Origin of the sequence: Pseudoxanthomonas sp. PXM02 (assembly GCF_014851805.1) — a bacterium.
GTDB lineage: Bacteria > Pseudomonadota > Gammaproteobacteria > Xanthomonadales > Xanthomonadaceae > Pseudoxanthomonas_A.
The window spans coordinates 76,385-98,709 of record NZ_JACVAK010000001.1; the positions used below are offsets into that span (position 1 = coordinate 76,385).

At 63.4% G+C, this 22,325-nt stretch carries 4 protein-coding genes; all 4 read right to left on the reverse strand.

Annotated elements, in window-relative coordinates; all coding sequences use genetic code 11:
* Position 1: 1 nt before the first annotated feature.
* Positions 2 to 17,080, reverse strand: a complete 17,079-nt coding sequence (locus IB225_RS00415; protein WP_192308676.1) for a putative Ig domain-containing protein — start codon at positions 17,078 to 17,080, stop codon at positions 2 to 4.
* Positions 17,081 to 17,466: 386 nt separating this feature from the next.
* A complete protein-coding gene (locus IB225_RS00420) occupies positions 17,467 to 18,447 on the reverse strand; it encodes a carbohydrate kinase (protein ID WP_192308678.1) in 981 nt (326 codons plus the stop codon).
* 169 nt (positions 18,448 to 18,616) lie between these two features.
* The gene (locus IB225_RS00425; protein ID WP_345776554.1) at positions 18,617 to 19,690 is read right to left on the reverse strand and encodes a LacI family DNA-binding transcriptional regulator; all 1,074 of its coding nucleotides are present in this window, start codon (positions 19,688 to 19,690) and stop codon (positions 18,617 to 18,619) included.
* A gap of 156 nt (positions 19,691 to 19,846) precedes the next feature.
* A complete protein-coding gene (locus IB225_RS00430; RefSeq protein ID WP_225583379.1) occupies positions 19,847 to 22,231 on the reverse strand; it encodes a GH92 family glycosyl hydrolase in 2,385 nt (794 codons plus the stop codon).
* Positions 22,232 to 22,325 lie beyond the last annotated feature (94 nt).

The following is a 22,325-nucleotide window of genomic DNA, read 5'->3' on the forward strand; positions in this document are numbered from 1 at the left end:
TTTACCTCGGTCCGATGGACCAGATTGTGCGACCACCAACGTGATTTGTGATGTTGTGTGGTCCTAGAGGAACAAGCTGCATACTCCCGGGCACAACATCATGGTGCCATGTCGTACCAAATGGTCGACCACCAATTAGCCGATCGAGGTACCCGAATTGTCGTCGGTCGCTTAGAGCCCAGTGGGACTCGGGCAACCGCTCTTGGCGAATCAGAACACTACTGAAGTCCGCGGCGCCAGTCACAGGATCAACTGGGATCTTCGGAATCAAGCCAGCCTCTTCGGCAGCAGATCGAATGAGTTTCCTGTCGGCGCGCCCTATTCCCTCACCAATCTCACTCCAAGCCCAACGCTTGTTGGAATTTACAGCTTCTGCATAACGGGTAACACGTGATGCGGTTAGCTCGTCCAAATGAGCCAAGGAAGACCTTGTTGTGTTTGCCACGTCGGCGACTGCAGCCTGCGAGCTAGGCAATCTTATACCGGCAAGGTCGCCAACAGCACCAATCTGCGCACGCCATGAGCCCATCGTTGGCCCGTCGAAGGCAGTAGCAAGCATCGTCTTACCAGCGCGCCAAGTGACCTTGCCTGCATTCCAAGCTCCGCTAGCCGCACCCTGCAAGCTGCCTGGCGCTATTCGAGCACCTCCAAACTTCCCAGTAGCGACTCCGAGCACCGTGCCAGCGGCCAAGCCGCCGATCTGAGATGCCACCGCATCGTAGTCTCCTCTGCTATATGCCTGCCTAATCTCGTACTGGGCAACCAGTACCTGATACACCGGATTGAACTCGTGCAGCAGCTGCTTCGTACTCACCCCCATTTCGGCTGCCCGGCCCATAGAGCTCCACATCATTACCTGCTCGTGACGGCCCGTGAAAGCATCACGCCCAACCCCATAGCCGACGCGGACCAAGTCAGCCCCTTGCAGGATCGGCTGAACCACGAAGTTAATGCCCGTTTCGAGAGCTGTCTGGCCAGCCCTATACAGACGCCTGACAATTACTTCGCTGGTGGTCGCATCCGTCAGCGGAATATCATCGTGCTCGTAGACCGCGGCAATCGCTTCGTGCCCTGGCTCATACTCATAGTAGCGCCACACGGCGCTATCCAAACCTGGCGTTGGCATAACCACCAACTGACGGAAGGCGGCGCCGTACTGCTTGTTCATGGCGTGTGTTGTCCATGCGCTTAGATCATTCTCTTGGGCGCTGCGATTCCATATCGCCCCACCGCGAGCCATCTCGGCCTGCTGCTCTTGGAACATGCGGTCACGTTCTTCTCTAGTGAGAGGCTGGCTCAACTCTGGGTTGGATAGCAGCTCTTGCTGAATCTGCTTCAAATCCCATGAGGCCTGATCGCGATCGAACTTAGCCTGAAACCTATCGTTAGCCCTCTGCTCCAATGCACTTATTAGCGCGTCTGTATAAGCCCCCTCCTGTTCTTCGTCCAGCATGGAGACTGCATTGGCCTGGCCCGTCAACAAAAGTTCACTTTCTTGCTCCGCCCATCGCCGGTGGTTACCAGAAAGTGAGTTAATAATCGTGTTTCCGAATGCGTCGGCGATTAAGCGACCGTAATCGATGTCACCCCCAAGACCGAGCTTACGACCTACGTGCATCGTTGCAGTCCGCCCTATAACGCCTCCGGCCATATCCATCATGAATTGCCCTCTCTCAGTAGCGGCCGGAAAGTCAAAAGCCGACACTACTCTAGGGGTAACTTTCGACACAGCGCCCGACGAGACTGCGGCCAGAGCGACTTGTCGCCAGCTAAAGTTCGCCTCAGTTCCGGCAACCCTGCTGGCTGCGTAACTGGTCACCTGGCTAGCGAACTCGGTGATTGCGCCGCGGAGAAACTGCGAATTCCCCGCAAGCGACATGGCACCTTGCATAAAGCTGGTGTTCGCCAGGCCTGCTGTGAGCAGACTACTGACACCCGCCTGCGCCACATTTCGCCAGCTGAAGCTAGCAACGCCCATTGCGCTGCCGACCGCCATGCCCGCTGCTGCGCCTGCGGCCGCCCCCGCCGCTACTGATACTGCCGTGCCAAGCGCTGTAAGAGATGCTGTTGTAGTGGTAACGCCAGCCACTGTCGTGACGGTCGCGGTAGACGCCAGCATGGTTGCGCCACCCGCCTGCGCAGCAGAAGTCATTGCGGCAGTGGCTGCCCCCGCCGTGAAGTAGCTCACCACAATGATGACCACCAACATGATGATCATGCCCAAAGTGCCGCAGCCCTTATCCGGGGGCTCGATGTAAGGCAGCCCAGGAGTCGTCGGCCCCGTGATCTCGCCGGGGTTGTAGGGCTTGAACGTGTTGGCGTCGTTACTTGAGGTCTTCGCCTCCGGTACCGTCAGGCTGGTGCCTGCGACCAGGGCGCCATCCGGGCTGTTATCCAGCCCATTGGCTTCCGCGACGAGGTACCACAGGTTGCCGTTGCCGTAAACGCGTTGCGCGATGGTACGTGGCGTGTCACCCGCTTGCGCCACGATCTGCGTCTTGCCAGACCCGGTATTGCTGAAGCCCGTCAACCGGCTAAGCACATCGATCCTGCCCGCTTCATCCAGGCCTGCGACGTGCTGCCCATTGGCATACACGTTGCGCAGGTTCATCTGCCCCAGACGGGTACCCGTCGCAGGCGCATTATTGAACCTCTGCTGGAAGACATTCGAACTGGTGACGGTGCCATCGCGACGGGTGATGATCATCCCATCGCCGTTGTACGTGAACGTGCGGACACGATCGTCCATCGTGATGCCGTTGGTGTGCTCACTGATTTCGATCTGACGTCCCGCACCATCGTACGTCATGGTGCTGGTTGTGGATTTGTAGTTCGTGTTGTCGCTGACACCCGCGACGGTCTTCTCGAGATAGCCACCCGCGCCTTCGTATTTGTACGTGTACGTGTGCTCGTAGTTTCCGCCTGAGCCTGCCATGCGTGACAGATAGCTGTATCCCTTCACCCGGCCCGCCGCGTCGTAGCCAAGTTCAGCACTTCCGGTATAACTGACCTTGGTCAGCTCCGTCAGGTAGGCCTCTTCCATCTCCTGTTCCGGCAAGGGCTGGTGCTGAGAGATCTGACCTTGTGCACTGGAGTATTCCCGACGCGACTTGGTCTCTACCGTCAGGACGCGACCATCCGCGTCATACGTCGTTCTTTCGATGGACTTGAGCCACCCACCGACATTTGTCTCAAACCAGGATCCATCGGCGTAACGAATCCACTGCCAGCTGTCGCGCGGATACGCACGTCGCACCTCGGTGACCCTGCCGGCTTCGTCGTAGGTCCGACTCTCCACCGCGCCGAGCCCTCCCCATAGGGGCAGACCATTGGGGCCGGCGGATGCCAGACGCTGGTCGTGCTCCAGCATCAGCTGACCACGCAGGTTGTAGTCCTGCTGGATGGCCGTCAGCTCGCCGTTGCTCCACTGCAGGCGAGCTACCTGGTTGCCTGCGGCGTCGTAGGCGAAACCGTGGCTGTTGCGATACTGCGAAATGACGACCTGCCCATTGGCGTCCAAGTCGCCATTCACCACCGCTACGCGGTTGAGCTTGTCGTAGGCGTACCAGGAGCTTTCGGTACGGGCGGTGGGCGTGCTTGTCGTCTGCATCATTGCCGACGCAGGCGACACCGTGCCGCTCTTTTCCATCGGCGTGGACGCCATGCTGAACATCTGCACCGGACCACCCGGAAGCGCCATGGGATCAGTGGGATTCCATGGGTCGTAGTAGTCGTACGAAGACGTCACATACAACGTCAGTGTCGCCGAAAGGCCGGAGGGATCGGTGGCCCTGATCTGAATGGTGTGCGAGTTGTAGGGGCTGGAGTCGTTGTTGACACCCTGGAACACGTGACCAGTACCCGGGACAAAGCTGTAGCTCAACCATGCCGGCTTCTGCAGGATGGTGTAGGTAAGCGGATTGTTGTCGGGATCGACAAACGCGCCGACCGGGACCGAGAAACTCTCGGACGGTACCGAGTAGCGGTTTGTAGAGTGGAAGTGGTAGTAGGTTTGGTTCTGCGCCACGTTGACATAAGGCGCCTGGTTCGGCGGTGCGGCGGCGTTGACGGTGATGGAGAAGTTGACCGACGTGGTGCCCCCTCGACCGTCGTTGGCAGTGACCGTGACCGTATAGGTTCCCGCCGTTGATGGCGTCCCGCTGATTACCCGACTCCCTGCATTGAACGCCATGCCTGCGGGGACTCCGCTGGCCGTGTACGTCATCACGTCGCCGTTGGGATCGGTAAACGAGGGCACCGTGTAGCTGAAGAGTGCCCCTACTGTCGCCGACTGGTTCGAGACACTGGGCGCCGTGGGCGCCGTGTTGGCCTGCACAGTCATGGTGAACGACACCGCGGTGACGCCGCCCTGCCCATCGTTTGCGGTCACCGTGACGGTGTACGTCCCCGCGGTCGCGGCCGTCCCGGAGATGGTCCTGTTGCCGGCATTGAAACTGAGTCCACTGGGCAGGCCCGTTACGCTGTAGGTAAGCGAGTCGCCATTGGGATCACTGAAGGCCGGTATCTGGTATGACCAGGGCAGCCCACTCTTGAAGCTCTGGTTGGGCACATGGCCGGTGGGCAACTCGTTCACATGGAGCGAAAAGATGCCCTCTGCCGTGCCGCCGTTGCCATCGTTGGCCACGACTTTGACACGGTAGTCGTGGGTAATCTGGCCTTGCACCATCGACGTGCCACTCTCGAGCACCATCGGCCACGCAGTACCGGTGATCGCTCCACCGCTGAAGCTCAGGCTGTAGTTGCTCCCCGGGAACCACTGTGCGGGGACCCACCTGACATCCAGCTCTCCCGGGAACGGTTCATAGCTTTGCCAGTAGCCGGGGCGTTCCACCCAGACGGTGTAACTCAGACCGTCGCCGTTGACGTCGCTGAAACTTCCGCCCGGTAGCGACCAGTTCACCGCACCCGCGCGGTTTGCGCTGCGGTCGACCAGCCCGCCGTTGTAGACGGGCGGCGTATTGACGACGCTGAGGGTAAAGGTGGTGCTGCGCGTGCCGCCGTTGCCATCCACGACCGTGACTGTGATCGTGTGGTTGCCGAGGACGCTGGGCGTGCCGCTCAGTGTGCGTGTCGCGCTGTTGTAGCTGATTCCTGCGGGCAGCGTGCCAACGCTGTACGTCAGCGCGTCGCCGTTGACGTCGGAGAACGTGCCCAGCGGGATCTGATACGACCAGCCCTGGTTGCGGCCCACTGAATGGTTCCCCAGGCTGGTGGCCAGCACGGGCGCTACGTTTGGCGTTGAAACGGTGAAGGTTCGGGTCGCCGCGGCACCGGCCGTATCGGTGGCGGTGACGGTGATGTTCCAACTGCCAACAGGACCGGGCGTGCCATTGAGTGTGCGGTTGGCAGCGTTGAAGCTCATCCACGTCGGCAGGCCGCTGACGGTGTAGGTCAGGGTATCGCCGTTGAGATCGGTGAACGCCGGAATCAGGAAACTCCAGCCGGTGCCCGCGGTAGCGGTCTGATTGTTGATTGTCGGGGCCGTCGGCGCCGTATTGCCGATGGTCAGTGTGAAAGCCTTGGCGACCGTGCCGCCCCGACCGTCATTGGCCGTCACCGTCACCGCATAACTGCCCAGCGCCACCCCCGTGCTGCCGCTGACCAGACCCGCGCTGGAGATGCTCAGTCCATTGGGCAGACCGGTTGCGGTGAAAGTCAACGCATCGCCGTTGATGTCGCTGAAGTAGCTGGCGATGGAGAAGTTGCCGCTGATATTGCGATACAGCGTCTGCGTGGGGATGTTGACCGCAGTGGGATTGTCGTTGGGCGTACTGACGGTGAAGCTGCGGCTGGCGGTCAGGTTGGACGGGTCACGGGCGGTGACGCTAATGGTCCAGGCTCCAACCACGCCGGCGGTGCCGCTGAGCGTGCGGGTGGCGGGATTGAAGCTCATCCACGCCGGCATGCCGGTGACCGTGTAGGTCAAGCCATCGCCATTCGGGTCGGTAAACTCGGGGACCTGGTAGCTCCAAGCCGTCCCGGCCGTGACCGTCTGGTTCTGGATCGTGGGTGCGACCGGTGCGCTGTTGGCGATCGCCAGGGTAAAGGTGCGCGAGACGGTGCCCCCGCGACCATCACTGGCGGTGGCCGTGACCGTGTAGTTGCCAAGGACTGCGGTCGAAGCACCGCTGATCACACCGGCCGCGCTGATGCCAAGTGCTGCCGGCAGGCCGGTGGCCGTGAATGTCAGCGTATCGCCATTGACGTCACTGAAAAAACTGGCAATCGACACGTTGCCAGCGACGTTGCGATAAAGGGTCTGGGTCGGGATGGTCGCCGCCGTCGGGACACTGTTGGGCGTAGTAACGGTGAACGTTCGCGTTGCCGAAGCGCCAGCTGAATCGGTGGCGGTGACGGTGACGCTCCAACTGCCTACCGGACCAGGCGTGCCGCTCAGCGTGCGGGTGGCGGCATTGAAAGTCATCCAGCCCGGCATGCCGCTCACTGCATAGGTCAGCGCATCGCTGTTCGGATCGCTGAATGCCGGCACCAAGTAACTCCATGCGGTACCGCCAACGGCGTTCTGCGCCGGGATGGTCGGCGCGATCGGTGCGCTGTTAGTGACCGTCAAAGTAAAGGTGCTACTGCGCGTACCGCCCTGCCCATCGCTGGCAGTCACCGTGATGACGTGAACGCCCAACGTCTGTGGCGTACCCGAGAACGTGCGGGTGGCCGCATTGAAGGTGACACCACTGGGCATGCCAGACGCGCTGTAACTGAGGAAGTAGCCCTCCGGATCACTGAAGGCGGCGACCGGAATCTGGTAACTGAAGCTCGCGTTCCTGCCGGCGGTCTGGTTGGCCAGAGGCTGGTTCAGTACAGGCGCAAGATTGTTGAGCAACACCAGATCGAACTGCGCGTGAACACTTGCTCCCTGCGGGTCTTGGGCGATCAGGCGGATCGACAGACGGGTTCCGTCCGTGGTTGTACCTGGCGCCACGCCCTCCAGCCGCAGTATGCGCGGCGAGGCTTCGATCACGCTCAGATTGAGCCAAGGAGGTAGCGCCCCACCGTTGGCCAGTGTCGCGCTCAATGCCAGCGGGTCGCCATCCGGATCCAGGAACACCGAAGATACCGGCAGTTCGAGCAGGAACTGCCGGCCGATGCCGGCCTGTTGTTCGGCCGGTGTACTGACCACTTGCGGCGTCTGGTTCTGCGATACCACCAGATTGACGACGCGGGTGTGGGTTGCCCCGCTACTGTCCGTGGCTCGCAGCGTGACCGCATAAGTACCGGCATGGGCGGCCAGCGGGTTACCGCTCAAGCGCACCTGGCCAGGGTTGGTCTCCACCGTGAGCCACGACGCGGCAGGCGAAATGCCGATCAACGACAGGGTGAGCACGTCGCCGACATCGGCGTCCTGGAAGTAGTCGGCGACATTGAACTCACCGATCCAGGCCGTACCAATGCGCACAGGGACTTGGGTTGGTGCGGTCGGGTTGGATCCAGGCGCCGTATTGCTGCCCACGGTAAGGTTGAACGTCACCGCTGCAGTGGAGGTGCCATCGCTGGCGGTCAGGCGAATGCTGTAGGTGCCGGCGATGGAGGCGTTGCTGGATACGAACACTGCTTCGCCGGTGTTGGCATCGACGCTGTAGCTGAGCCAACCCGGGAGCGCCGTCGCATTGCCACTGACGATCTGTTGGGCCGTGATGGTCAACGGCTTGCCTTCCGGGTCGCGGAAGAGGTCCGTCAGGCGGACGCGGAACTCGCTGGCCACACCGGTGCGGATGCCTCGGGCGGGCGGCAGACCGATCACTTCCGGGGCTGCATCCAGGACCGTAATCGGCAAGGTGTTCTCGCCATAGCCGGTGCGTGCGACAACATGCGTTCGGTTGCCTGCTGCATCGTAGTCGTAGGTCAGTTCGAAGGCCCGCTGGCCGGTGGCCAGATCGTCCTGCACGACCCTCTGCAGACGGTTGTGGCTGTCGTAGACGATCTGCGTACGCAGGTTGAATGTCTTGCCACGGCTATCGCTGACCAAGGCCTGTTCCAGGATGCGGTTCCCCGCCTGGTCATAAGCGTAGGTGTACGTACCGCCACCGACCTCCTGGATCTGCTTGACCAGCCCATTGGCGTAGTACGTCGTGGTGCGATTCAGAACGCGGGTGTCCGGAACGTATAACGGGTCCTCGTCGTGGATATCGTTCGTCGCTTGGCTCGTTTCGGTGACCAGCTGGCCAGAAGCGGTGTCGTACGTGAAGTTGTAGTCGCGTCCGCTCAGGTCGTTGCGGTCGATCAACCTTCCGAAGTAGTCGTAGTCCCAAGTCTGCTCGTTGCGACGCACGGTTTCACCGTCGCGGTCCACGCCATCCTTATGGTCCAACGCATACCGTTCCAGCGAGCGTCGCCCGCCGAGATCGTAGCCATATTCCATCACTACGTTCATCGGTGTCTGGCTGCGGATGAGCGAGCCCCGACTGTCGTAGTCGTACTTGTAGGTCTGCCCCATCGCATTGGTGGACTGGAGGCGCTGGCCATTCTGGTTGAGCACATAGCTCTCCAGCACCTTCCTTGTCCGGGTATTGCCACTGGAAGCAGGCAGGTAGTCGCCATGGGCAGTGACCCGGTCCAGCCGGTCGTACTCCTTGAATGTCAGATAGCCCAGCGCGTTCTGCGTAATACGCGCACGTCCAAGGGCATCGTAGGCAGTGAGGGTCACGCTGCCGTTGGCATCGATGACCTTGGTCTGCTTGCCGGCGTTGTCGTACTCGTAGCGGGTCAGATTGCCGTTGCCATCGCGACTGGCTACCAGTCGCCCCAACTCGTCATAGGACCAGCTCAACTCTGGTCGCTGCCACGTTCCGGTCTCGGTGTTCGTCACCACCTTCACCAGAGGCTGGATCTGCTTCACCAGCTGATTGCGATCGTTGTACTGGAAGGTGGTCTGGTAGCCGCGCGGATCCACCAGATCCAGTACATTGCCCCAGCGGTCTACGCGCTGGGACAGATAATTGACCTGGCCTACCGTATCGGTGTGCGAAGGCAGCACCATCTGCACGGTGCGGCCCAACCGGTCGGTGATCTGTCGGGTCACCGCGGTGACATTGCCGGACCCCGTGTAAACGCTGTGCGACTCGCGGACCTGATGCCCGCCCAGGTTGTAGCCGTAGTCACGCCAGGCGCCGCCCTCTGCATTGCTACGTACAAGATTGCCGGCTTGGTCGTACTGGTACTGCGCCTGCAGCGTCGCTCCAGCGGTATCATCATCGCCCTTGGCGACGATCTCGCCGAAGGCGTTGTATCGCACCGCTTCGCGCTGGTCTGGCGCGCTGGATCCATCGCGCTGGGTACGGCTGCTCAGCTGGCGGCCAGCGCCATCGTAGCTGTAGTAGCTGTGCACGGTGGTGTCGCGACCATCGTTGCCTGACAGCGCATACCAGCTGTGCACCACATGATCAGCCGCATCGTATTGCATGAACACGCGCTGGCCCTGCGCATCCTGGCTCATCACCGCCCTGCCCTGACGGTCGAACATGGTTACGCTGACCTGATCATTGGCCGCATCGGCTACAGGTGCACTTTGCCCGCTCTGCAAGCCGTTTGCGTAACGTGTTACGCGCACCGCATTGCCGAACGCGTCGTACGCCATTGCAGTGTAGGCCGAGACCTGCACGTACACACTCTGCGTGCCCAGTCCGACGTTGATGGTTCCCAACAGCTGGCTTTCAGCACTGTTCGCCAGCCGTTGCTGAGCCGCTTCCTGCACCGCGCTGATACGCCCCAGCACGTCGTAGCTCGTTCGCGTCTGCTGGCCATCCAGGTCGGTAATCACTACCTGCCCAACGGCATCGTAGGTCCACTGCGTGCTTACATCACGTATGCCCTGCGAGCCGTCAGCCCTGCCATAGCGTCGCAACGCCGTCTCGCTAGCCCTTCGACCCATTGCGTCGTAGGTGTAGCTGATGATTCGGTCATAGCCGATCGATGCCTCCCCGGCCGGCGGCGCAGCGGGCGGCACTGTCGTCGTCAGGGCAGCCTGCGTCGCGGTCGACAATGCGCGCGCATACTCGCGCACCTGAACCAGTTCACCCAAAGCGTTGTATTGGCTGGTGGTGACATAACCCTCCGCATCCACACTCAGCGTGGCCCGTCCCAGCTCGTCGTAATACTGCCAGCTGTGTGCCCAAAGTCCGGCAGCTTGATCCAGCAGAACGGAAGTTCTTGCCAGTTCGCCGAAAGCGTTGTAGCTGAACTGCGTGGTGGGGGAAGCACTGGCAGTGGCGCCGGTCGTGCGCACGTAGGTGATCGCGGACTGGATGACCTGGGTCTTCAGGCCACGCCGGTCGTAGGAGGTGGTCAGCACGCGATCATTTGCGGCGTCTGTCACCACCGCGCTGGCGGTCATCTGCGACAGCGACAGCGCGTTGCCGGCTGTGAACCCGGCGATGGCGGCCGTGTTGAGCTTGGCCGCATGGCGACGCAGCGTGGTCTGCTCACCGAAGACGTTATAGCCGTAGGTCGTGACATAGCCATCGGCATCCACCTCATGGGACACACGTCCTAGGGTGTCGTAGACCTTGTAGCTGTAGTAACCGCGCACGTCTTTCTGCACCACCGCCCGCCCCAGCGCGTCGTAGGTGACCTCGATCGTAGGCGCGGTGCCGGTAGCCACCAGCTGGCCGGTGGCCGGGTTGACCTGCCAGGCATCGGGGAAGATCGTGCGGATCTGGTGACCGCGGCTGTCGTAAAGGTACTGCGTAGTCCGCGGCTGCGAGCCGGTGGCATCTTCGGTACGGCTGAGCACGTTGCCCAGCGCGTCGTAGGTAATGACGGTCTTGATCGCACGCGTGCTGGTGCTGACCGTACCGGTGATGCTGGCAGTGGCCACGGTCACCGCCGGACTGGTCTGCTCCACCATGCGTCCGGCAGCGTCATAGACGTAGGTCCAGACATGCCCCAGCTTGTTCGTCAGTTGTACCCTCAGTCCTACGCCGTTATAGGCATAGCTTTCGGTTTCTCCGGCAGCATCGGTTACCGAGACCACCTGCCCTGCCGAGTCGTACGCGGTCTGCGTGACGCGCACGTTGGCCTGGCCATTGACGGCCGCAGTCATCGCCGACTCGCTGGCAGGTGTGCTCGGGCTGATCGACGATGGATACTGGCGACTCTCCACCATCCGGCCGAGTCCGTCGTAGCGCAATTCGCTCACCGCGCCGGTGTCGTCCATGCGGAAGCGCAACTGGCCATTGGCATCGAACACGTACCGCGTCACCCGATGCTGGGCCGCCGTATCGCCGCCGGCAGCGGTCATAGCTGCGGCCACACCGGCCACGGTCCGTGAAGTGCCGGAGGAGATGGTGACCGCATAGGCCAAGTCGGCCACCACTCGACCCATCGCGTCGTAGCGCTGCTCGCTCACGGTCCAAGTGCTGGCCGTATCGGCCTGCAGTGTGTAACGCGCGCGCCCGGCCGCGTCGTAGATCCAGATGGTGTTGCGGGTGGTGCCGCTCATCCAGCTGGCCAGCGTGGTTACGCTGGCCGTGCCGGCACGAAGCGCCGGCAACTGTGCATCCAAAGTGGCGCCGCTGATCGGCGTCTCGCGTTCTATACGTTCGATCAGGCGGCCTGTCTCGTCGTACTTGAACTCGGTCATCAGGCCTGTGCCGGTGCTCGAGCTATCCCGCAAGACGTTCAGCGTGAAGCGCACCCGCCCGGCTGCATCTCGAACCTGATATTGCTCGACGTTGCGGACATCGCTGGCCGCCAACAGCCCGCCGACCTCTGCCACCGTCGCCGAACCTGCCTGCAGCTTGCCGCGAAGGGTCGCATCGACGGTGATCGGCGTGGCGTACGCACGCTCGCCCACCACGTTGCCTGCGGCGTCGAGAAGACTTTCGCGGACCGCGCCGATCGCATCGATCGTGTAGCGCAGGCGACCAGCAGCATCGTGCACACGGTACTGCACCTGATCGCGCGCGGCATCAGGAGTGACCTTGGCCAGAATGCTGGACTGGGTCGCCGTGCCTGCTTCCAGTTGCGTGCGCAGCGCTGTCGTCAGGGCGGCAGCCTGCGCGAAGGCGATGCTGCCGACCAACCGGCCAGCCGCGTCGTAATGCATTTGACGCACATTGCCCAGCCCGTCAATCAGCAGGCGGGCCTGTCCGGCCGCATCCAGCACGCGATAGGTGCGCTGGTCGCGCGTATCGTTCTGGGTTGCTGCAATCTCGCTGGGCACAGCGGTGCCGACGAGCAGCTTGGAAAGCAACGTGGTATCAGGATAGAACTTGGCAGCGTAAGCGCGTTCGCCTATCAGGCGGCCTGCTGCGTCGTACAACGATTTCCGCACCTCTCCGTTACGTCCGATCGACCAGTGCAGGCGACCATCCTGGTCATAGACGCGGTAATCGCCCTGGTCCGTGGCCCCCCATGTCAGGCGGGCATCCAGTTGCGCAATCGTGTCGCTGTCGGTCAACGTCGCCGCATTGGTCGGCTGGACGAAGCTTCGCGTAGCCACTACCCGACCCGCTGCGTCGTACCAGTTGCGCGTCATCGCGCCTAGTGGGCCGACACTGTAGATCTGCCGATTGGCATCGTCGTAGTAGTACCTCGTTACCGTACCGTTGGCATCGGTACGACGGATTACGTTGTCATTGCTGTCGTACGCGTAGCCGATGGTCAGGTTGAGCTTCCCGACCCCGGGATCGATCACCTCGCTGGTGCGGCGGCCTAGTGCGTCATAGCCATACTGGATCGTGCGCGCCGCCGCCGTGCCCGCTCCTTCGATCACGCTGACCTGCCGGCCGGCGGCATCGTACGTGTACTGCGTGCGCAGGTTCAGTCCGCTGGGATCCTGTGCCACCTCCTTTAGGCGGCCCTCACGATCGTAGGCATACTGCACCACCCGGCCGCTGGGATCGGTCACCGCCAGCTGCCGGCCCTGCCCGTCGTACTGGTACTGCGTGATCAGCGGCGTGCCAGCCGGATCCTCGATCCGGCGCAGCACCCGGCCGACCGCATCGTAGGTGAACTCCGTCCGGCGGCCACTGCCATCGACAGTGGCAGTCAGCAAGCCGCGGGCTACGTCGTACTCATCACTCTGCGAGGTAACGAGCGTGCCATCGCTCGCCCGGCGCTGGGTCAGCGTCAGCTGGCCGTCGCGGTTATAGGTGTACTCGCTGTAGCCCACGGCATCGGTCACGCGCACTGTCTGCCCGTGGCGGTTGTGCAGCGTGCTTACCACCACCCCCTCGGGCGAGGTCACCGTCAGGCTGCGCGCGGTGTCATCGTGCACATAGGTGGTCACCGCACCCAGCGCGTCGGTCTGGCTGGTTACCTGGCCGTAGGCGTCATAGACGGTGGTGGTCGCCTCCACGCGCCCGGACACTGTCTGGCTCACGGCCAGCTGCCGACCCAGCCGGTCGTAGGTCAGACTGCGCACCGCACCACGCGCGTCGGTGGTGGTGCTCAGCCGCCCAAAGGCATCGTATGTAGCGGTGCGCTCACGTTGCAGGGCCGTGCCTACGCCCTCGATCACGCGCGTCTGCAGCCCACGAGCGTCATAGCGGTACTGCGTTGTCTGCGCAACTGCTGTGCCAGCGGCGGCGATCTGCTCGCGTAGTTGACCGAACGCGTCGTAGCTGTATTCGGTGGTGGTTCCTTCGGCATCGAGCAGGCTGGCCAGCTGCCCGCGGTTGGTGTACGTGTACTGGCGCCGCGTATCGGTAGCTGCCGCATAGCTGAGCACAGAGATCGCCGCCTGAGCACTGGCGCGGCTGCCCGGCGTGGCAAGGTTTATGCGGCCGGTGTAAGTAATCGTTTCGCTGGCCTGGCCGAAGGCGTTGTAACGTGTCTCGGTCACCTCGCCTTGCGCGTTGGCCACGTTGCCGCTATCGGCCACGCCGCGTACGGTGAAGCTAGGCCGACCCACGGCATCGTAGAAGTACCAGGTACGGTTGCCGGATGCATCGATGCTCTCGATCCGGCGTCCCAGCACGTCATAACCATGGCGAACGCCATGCTGGGCGTACACCGCATCCAACTGAGCCTCGGTCATCCCCGGCAGCACCTGCAGGGCGCCCTCACCGCTGAGCTCACCGATCAGCTCGTTGAACGCGTTGTAACGTAGGTGGCCCTCGCGTACTTCGCTGGTGCCCTGGGCCACCTCCGTCTTCACCAGACGGCCGGCCTCATCGTAGGTGTAACGGGTGACCGTGCCTTCGGCGTTGGTCTGAGTCTGCACTTGCCCCAGCGCGTTGTAGGCCATGCGCTGTTCACGGTAGCTTCCTGCCCGGCTGCGCAGAGTAGCCAGGGTATCGTTGCTCGCCCAGGTCAACGCGTTGGAATAGCGGCGTTCGGCGCGCGCGTTGCCGGCTTCATCGAAGATCCATTCGGTCAGGTAGCCCTGCGCATCCAGCACACCTGTCTGGTTGCTTCGGCCGTCGTAGTAGTAACGCGTGGTCTGATCGTTGAGGGTGTTGGCCGCCGGACGCAGTTGCGCCAGCGTGCCGCTGGCCCATTGGGCCGAGGGCGAGACGGTGGCGTAGCGGGTCTGCGCCTGCACTCGCCCTGCACGGTCGTACTGCACCTCGGTCAGGTAGCCGGCCGCATCCAATGTGGCGATCTGGCGACCAGCGCTGTCGTAGAAAGAACGCACAAGCCGCGCGGTGGCGGTAGTACCGACCGTGTCGGTCGTACGCACCTGCAACAGGCGATGCGCGCCATCGTAGGTGTAGGTGCTGATCGTGCGCGCTGCACTGCTGGCAATGCCATCGGTCACTGTAGCGATACGCCCGGCACCGTCGTAGTTGGTCTCGGTGACGCGATCGCTCGTATTGCTGGCCACGATGCCGAGGCTGTCTACCTGGGTAGGCACCACCTGTCCGCTTACCAGCCAGGCCGTGGTGGTCAGGCGGTTGGCGTACCGGCGCGTGCCCACCACGCGGTCGGCGCCATCGTAGTAGCTGCGGCTGACCGCACCAGTCGCGTCTACCGTGGCCTCCAGTCGGCCCTTGGCATCGTAGAAGAAGTACGTGCGCCCGCCGCCGGCGTCTTCGCTGGCACGCAGCTGGCCGGCGCTATCGTAATAGTTGAGCGTGGTACGGGTCTGGTTGCCACCCCCGCCGTTGCCGACCTCACTGACCGAGAGCAATCGCCCGGCCGCGTTGCGTGTCTCCGTGCGGGTCACGCCTGTATCGGTACTCGTGACGATCTGCTGGCCCGAATCAAGATAGGCGTAGCTGGTGTGGATCGTGCTCACGTCGGTGTCCGTGCTACCCACCTGGCGAACAGTGCTGCTCATCAAACGCCCCATGCCGTCGTAGGCATAGACCACTTGCTGGCTACCAGCCACCGCAGTACCCGTCAGCGTGCGACTGGTACCGCGCAGCGTGCTCTGCTGGCGCAGCAGGCCCTGGGCGTCGTAGGTGTAGCGGCTGATCGCAGTGGCTGCATCCAGCACGCCCCCGCCAGAGGCGTCGACCGTGGCGTAGTCGGTCCGCTGGCTCAGGCGACCCCAAGCATCGTAGCTGAGCTCGCTCAGCGTACTATTGGCCTTCTGTGTCGTGGTGGCCCAGGCCTGCAGGCTAGTCAGGTCGTACGCGCCGCTGTAGCTGGCACCCAAGTAATGGCGCAGGCTGCCCTGCTGACCGATGCCGTTGCCGCCTGTGGCGTAGGTAAACTCGCTGACGCTGCCCAGGGCATCGATCGCGAAGCGCAACCTGTCCTGTATGTCGTAGACGTAGCGCGTGGTCATGCCGCCAGTCGGCAGACTGGCGCCGGTGCGGTCCGGATCCACGCCGCTGTACTGGGTCACACTAAGCAGTTGATTGGTCGCACTCCAAGTGCGGCTGATTGCATTGCCCAGCGCATCCCACTCCCACGTCACGTTGCCCGCCGCGTCGTAGGCGTAGTCCACCTGCGCCAACACCGTGGCGCCACGCACGGTCTTTACCTGAGTCACATTGCCAGCCGCATCATACTGATAGGTCGTCACATCAGACTGGCCTGACAACGCCGGCGCAGTCAGGCTGGTCAGCTGGCCGGCCGCATCGAAGGCATATACCCAACTGCGGCCGAGACTGTCCGCCACCGTGGTGGTGCCGGTGCCATAGGTGTAAGTTTGCGTCTGGCCCACGCCATCGGCATCGTTGGCGTTGCCATCGCCACGTGTCAGGCTTTTGAGCCGCCCATCGGCGTGGTAGGTGAAGCTCACCAGCGTGCCATCGCTCTGCGTGACCGAAGCTAGGCGCAGGCTGGTGCCCTCGTAGCTGTACTGCGTGCGGAACAGCTTGCCGTTGTTGGCAGATGCCGTACTGTTCCACAGATTGTCGCCGCTGCGCGCGGTGGTGACGCTGGCCACCGTATCCGGGGTCAGATCCGTTACCACTGCGGCCAGCCGGCCGCTGACGTCGTACTCGTACCAGACCTGACTCTTGAGCGTGCCGTTCTCACGGGAGGCTATCGCGCTGAGGCGGCCGTTGCCGTCGTAACCGAACACCAGCGCATCGCCGGCAGTCGTGCCGTCCTCGCTCCGAATCTCGGCGATGCGGCCGTTGGCGTCATAGTCCACCAGCCAGGTCGTCGGCGTGGTGCCGTCGCTGCGCTGATCGCGAATGTAGGTGAGGCGCCCTTGTAGCAAGGGATCAGACACCTGCGCATAACCCTCTTCCCGCCGCGTGCTGCCCTCCACGTAGCGCCAGACCGTGCCGGTCCAGGTGAGCGTGTCGTGTGCACCATCGCCACCGGCGGACTGGTAGTTGTTGGCCGAGACGTAAGTGAAGTCCTGGTAGGACCCATCGCCGGTGTGTCGACGAATCACACTGCCGGCAGTGTTGAAGCTGCCGCTATGCATGGCCACCCGGCGCTCGAAGCCGGTGATCCACCCGTCGGCTCCACTGTCGGCAAGCTGCCCCCGGCTGTTGTAGGTCCGGTTCAGCCCTACGCTCAAGCCGCGGAACACCAGATGCTCGTCATTGCCCTGCCAGACCAGGTTGCCCGTGGCCACGTTCACGTACTGGGCATCGCGTCCTTGCCCCACCCCGGCCCCGCCTCCATACCCCAGCTGGCTCAGCGAGGTGTTGAACAGACCCAGGCCATTACCCGTGAACACTGCCGACATACCCGAACTCCCCGATCGCCCCCGCCTCCTCCATGGACGCTGTCAGGGCCTATCACTCCAAGTCCCGGGAAGTGGGAGAAGGTTTAGGGGGCAGGAACCGTCTGAGCCAGCTCGGACCCTAGTCACCGGGTCACGGATCTACGGGAGACCTCTGGAAGTGGGTTTCGAACACTCCTCAGGTCCGCCACCATCGCGCGCGCACAGCCTCTCCGGGCGAGACATCGGGACTACCAGCAAGGGATGAGCCAGGGTCTGCAGCCGCCTTCGGCTTCGCTTGCCCGCCAGGACGGGCGGCGCTTGGCAGGTACCTATATATTTATCGCCTGCCAGACCGCGGGCCGCTCAGTTCTGCGAGCTATCGCCCGAGCGTGCGGGCACTTGGTCCGTCACAGCAGCACACCAACCTCTTCAAAGCTCGGCATCGCAGCAAACGCGCCTTTGCGCGTGACGGCCAACGCGCCTACTGCTGAGCCGAAACGAATGGCGGAAACGATGTTGCCGTCATTCGCGACAAACCCGGCGAACCCATCGCGAGGTCCGCTCTGCCGGGTGATGTTGAAGAGCATTCCGCCGACAAACGCATCGCCTGCCGCCGTGGTGTCCAGTGCGGTGACCTGGAACGTCTCGACCGACCCGTGCGCCGCACGCGTGTACCAATGGATGGGCTTGGCGCCGTCCGTGATCACGAGCAGTTGCGCCCGGTGCTGCCAGAGGCGTGCCATGACCGCGTCTTCTCCACCCAAGGGGCCGGCCAGATACTCGAGCTCTTCGCGCGACAGCTTCACGAGGTCCGCCTCGGCAAGTGCTTGCCACAGCCGCGGTGAAGGATCCTCGCCATGCGGCCACAACGCCGGACGCAGGTTCAGATCGATGCTGACGACGGCCCCACCGGCGCGCGCGAGACGCATGCCTTCGTAGGTCGCTTCGGCAATGGCGGCCTCGGTCAGACTGTTCGAGCAGACGTGGAAAACGCCCGTTCCTTCGAAGCACGCCGGCGTGAAGTCCCCCGCGCGAAACAGCAGATCAGCCGCCGGCGGACGGTAGAAACTGAAACTGCGCTCGCCCTGCTCGTCCAGCGCCACGAACGCCAGCGCCGTCTTCGCCTCGTCCGTCCGCACGATGCAATCCGTGGCGACGCCGGCCGATGCCAGGCTGTCGAACAGGAAGTCGCCGAACATGTCGTTGCCCAGCATGCCGGCGAAATGGACGTCGGCACCCAGTCGGGCCGCTGCCACCGCGACGTTGGCAGGAGCGCCGCCGGCGTACTGCAGGAAATTGCGCGGCGCATCGGGAGTCGCCGGCGGTTGCGCCAGCATGTCGATCAATGCTTCGCCGAAGCAGACGATCTTGCGTGCCGGAGGGCTCATGCGGCGCTCCCTGACAGGGGCGCCGAGGTTCGCGCGCGAGCAGGAGATGAAGCGTTTGAAGCGATCTGGTTCATGGGGAGTACGACGAAGGAAAGGAAAACAGGGCGCAGCACCAATCGCGCGGTGTCGCTTAGTGCGAAGGCAGGGAACGTGTGCGGCATCGCAGACATCACTTCAGGCGTGCCCCGCTGCTCTCGCGGATCGACAGTGTCACCGGTGCGATGGTCCTTTGAGGTGATGCACCAGCGTCCAGTTGCTTGAGGACGAGCTGTGCCGCCTGGCGTCCACGTTCGCGCGGCTCGGCGGCCAGTGTCGTCAGCGGCGGCGTGGTCACGGCCGCTTCGGGAATGTCGTCGAATCCGGTGACCGCAAAGCCTTTGCCCGGTTGGATGCCGCGGGCCAGAAGCCCCAGCATCAGGCCCAGCGCGACCGTATCGTTGTAGCAGACCGCAGCGGTCGGCGGCGCATGATCGTTGTCACCAAACAGCTCACCCGTACGTGCGGCCGCTTCCAGGCGGTTGGGTGCCGATTCGATCAGCCACGTGGGGTCGACGGGCAGTCCTGCCTTCTTCATCGCCTGCGCATGCCCTGCTCGCCGCTGGCGGCATGAACTCGAGTCGGCGTGCCCCCCATAAAACGCAATGCGTCGATGGCCGAGGGAAATCAGATGTTCGGTAGCGAGCTGGGCGCCGTGCTGGTTGTCCAGGCCAAGGAAACCCCAATCGTCGGCACCGGTCAGTTCGCGATTGAAGAGCAACACGTTTGCGCGCGCGTCCAGCACCTTGTGCAGTTGGGCGGCATCGCTGCCCTCGGCGGGCGACAGGATCACACCTGCCGGCGTGTGCTCCATCAGGGAGGTCAGCACCGCCTGCTGCCGTTCGGGCGATTCGCCCGTGCTGCCCAGCAGGGTGACGAAGCCTCTGTCGCCGAGCGCCTCATCGACACCGGCCGCGAATTCGGCAAAGAACGGATTGGCCAGGTCATTGATGACCAGCGCGACACTGGATGACGTGCGTCGCCGCAGATTGGCCGCGCCGCGGTTGTAGACGTAGCGCTGCCGCTTGAGTTCGGCCTCTACCCTCGCCCGCGTATCCGCATGCACGAGCGGACTGCCGCGCAGGACCAGGGATACCGTGGCGCGCGAGACGCCGATGGCGTTGGCGATGTCGGTGACCGTAACCACACGCTGCGGATCCCGGCCGCGATCGGCGCCAGCCGGCTTGCCTGCCTTGGAACCTGGCACCGCATTCGCCTTCCTGGCCACCTTTGGTGTGGCTTTGGGCGCACGTGCGGTCTCCGGCCGGGGCGGGCGTTTCGGACTCATATGGATCGATCCATTGCGATGGTGCGCCCAGCGTAAACCATCACGCCGACCTCCATGCGCTCGCAACGCGACAACTCAATGTCCCTGCCCCGCCACGGTGGCGGCATCCGCGGCGCAGGGCGACGCCGGCAGGTCGCCCTGCTGCGTGCCCCACCCTTGCGGCTGCGGCGTATCGGTGAGATCGAACCGAAGTCGGCCACCTTGCTGCAGGCGCTCCCAGTCCAGCCAGACCGCCGGGTGCTCGCGGCCGTCGAACGATACGCCGCGGACATAGCGGGGTTTTCCGTCATCGGCCCTGGGGGCCTCGATGTGCAGCGTGCGGCCCGACGCCACGTCGATGTCGATACGCGAGAAGCGGGGTGCATGCAGCACGAACTGCCCCGTGCCCGGCACGACGGGGTACAGGCCCATGGCACTGAACAGGTACCACGCCGACATCGTGCCCAGATCGTCGTTGCCGGTGACGCCGTTCGGTGCGTTGGTGAATAGTTGCTGCGCGGCGTGCAGCACCGTGGATGTCTTCCACGGCTGGCCGATCAGCGTGTACATCCACGGCACGTGCAGGTCGGGCTCGTTGTTGGGGTTGTAGCGGAACTGGTTGTAGTAGCTGTACGGGCCTACGACCCATTCCTTGCGCGCCGCACCCGCGGGATCAGCGATCAACGCGTCGTAGGCGAAGAAGTCGTCCAGGCGGCGCGCCGCTTCCCCGGGTCCGTGCATGGCCTGTACCAGCCCGGGCACATCCTGTTGCGCCAGCCACTGGTACTGCCAGGCCGTGCCTTCGTGGAAGCCGTGGTGCGACCGTGGGCTGTAGTGACCTTCGGACGGTGTGTACCACTGTCCGTCCTCGGTACGTGGCCGCGGGAAGCCGCTGAAACCGGCTGCTTCATCGCGCACCGTCGCATCCCACAGCGTCTGCCAGTTGCGGCCGCGCCGCTTAAGCACCGCAGCATCGTCGGCGTGTCCCAGGGCCTGTGCCATGACGGACAGGGAGCAATCGGCCAATGCATATTCCAGGGTTGCGGAGCCGCCGTGGTGCGGATCCACATCCATGCCCTTGGACGGAAACGCGCGGTCATACTGCACGAAGCCTTGCGTCAGGTAGTTCGGATTGCCGGAGCGACCCGCATGTCGCGAGTTGAGCGGCGGCACATCGAAGGCATTCCTGCGCAGCGCGGCATACGCGTCTGCTTCGCGTCCCTGTAAAGCGCCGAAACGCCACAAGTCCACCAGGAACGGTGTCACCGGATCGCCGGTCATGATGTTGGTTTCGAAACTGGCGTACCCCCAGCGCGGCAGCCAACCGCCTTGCTGGTCGATGGCCAGCACCGAGCGGGCGATGTCGGTGGCGCGCTGCGGTCGCAGCAACGCGATCAACTGGTTCTGCGAACGGTAGGTATCCCACAGCGAGAAGTACTCGTAGTACGTCCAGCCTTCGGCGCGATGGATCAGATCGTCATACCCGCGATAGCGCCCATCGGCGTCGCTGCCGGTCAACGGCTGCAGCAACGCGTGGTACAGCGCGGTATAGAACACGGTCCGATCGTCGCGGTTGCCGCCCTGCACCCGGATGCTGGCGAGTTCCGCATCCCACGTCTTCTGCGCGCGTGCGCGCATCGCATCGAAGCCGAGCAGTCGGCCGCCGGACATGCCTTCGCTGCGCAGATTGGCGCGTGCACCTTCCGCATCGACATGGGAGATGGCGGAAACCGCGGTCACGGCGCGATCCTTCCCAAGGTCGAAGGTCAACCATGCCCCACTCGGCTTGCCCTCGCCCTCCATGACGTGGCGCGAGCCCGGTATGCCACCGCCCTCGCCCCACGTACCGAACGCCTTGAAAGGACGGTCGAACTCCATGCGGAACCACGTGGTGTACTGATGGCCACCGCAGAAACTCTTCGTCACCAGCTTGCCTTCCACCACACGGTCACCGACCACCGTTAGCGCGCTGCCGGTCACCGCGTGCCGCTCGTTGGCCTGGCCGATGTTGACCAGTACATGGCCCTCGCCGGTCGAAGTGAAGGTATAGCGTTCGGCTGCAGCGCGGGTCAGCGCGGTGGCTTCGGCATCAATCCCGCCGTAGTCCGTCAACCGCACCTTGTAATAGCCGGCCTGCCCGCTTTCGCCGTCGTGCCGATAGCGCGATCCGTAACGCTTGTGGTCGAAGGCTTTCGGGTCTGCCGTGTCGAAATCGCCGCCGGGGCCGATGCGCCCGGTCACGGGCAACACCGACACCTGCCCGCCCTGCTCCCAGCAGCCTGCGCCGGAAAGGAAGGAATGACCGAAGCCGCGGATCTGCGGATCGTCGTAACGCCAGCCCGAGTAGTGCGAGCCGATCGGACTGACCTGGATCATGCCGAACGGCGCGGATGCCCCCGGGAACGTGTTGCCGTCGTCCTTGCTGCCGATGAACGTATTCACCTCGGCACTGAGCTTCTGCGCGGTAGCGGTGGCGGACATCACCAGCAACAGCAACAAGGGAGCCGTGCGCCACAAGGAAAGGATCTGGGGGGGCTTCATGCGTTCGGGGTCCATCTTGGTTCACTGCACGCGG

Coding starts and splice junctions, on each gene's coding strand:
- IB225_RS00430 (WP_225583379.1), bottom strand. CDS start 22,231: ATGTCCGCCACCGCTACCGCGCAGAAGCTCAGTGCCGAGGTGAATACG.
- IB225_RS00420 (WP_192308678.1), bottom strand. CDS start 18,447: ATGAGCCCTCCGGCACGCAAGATCGTCTGCTTCGGCGAAGCATTGATC.
- IB225_RS00415 (WP_192308676.1), bottom strand. CDS start 17,080: ATGTCGGCAGTGTTCACGGGTAATGGCCTGGGTCTGTTCAACACCTCG.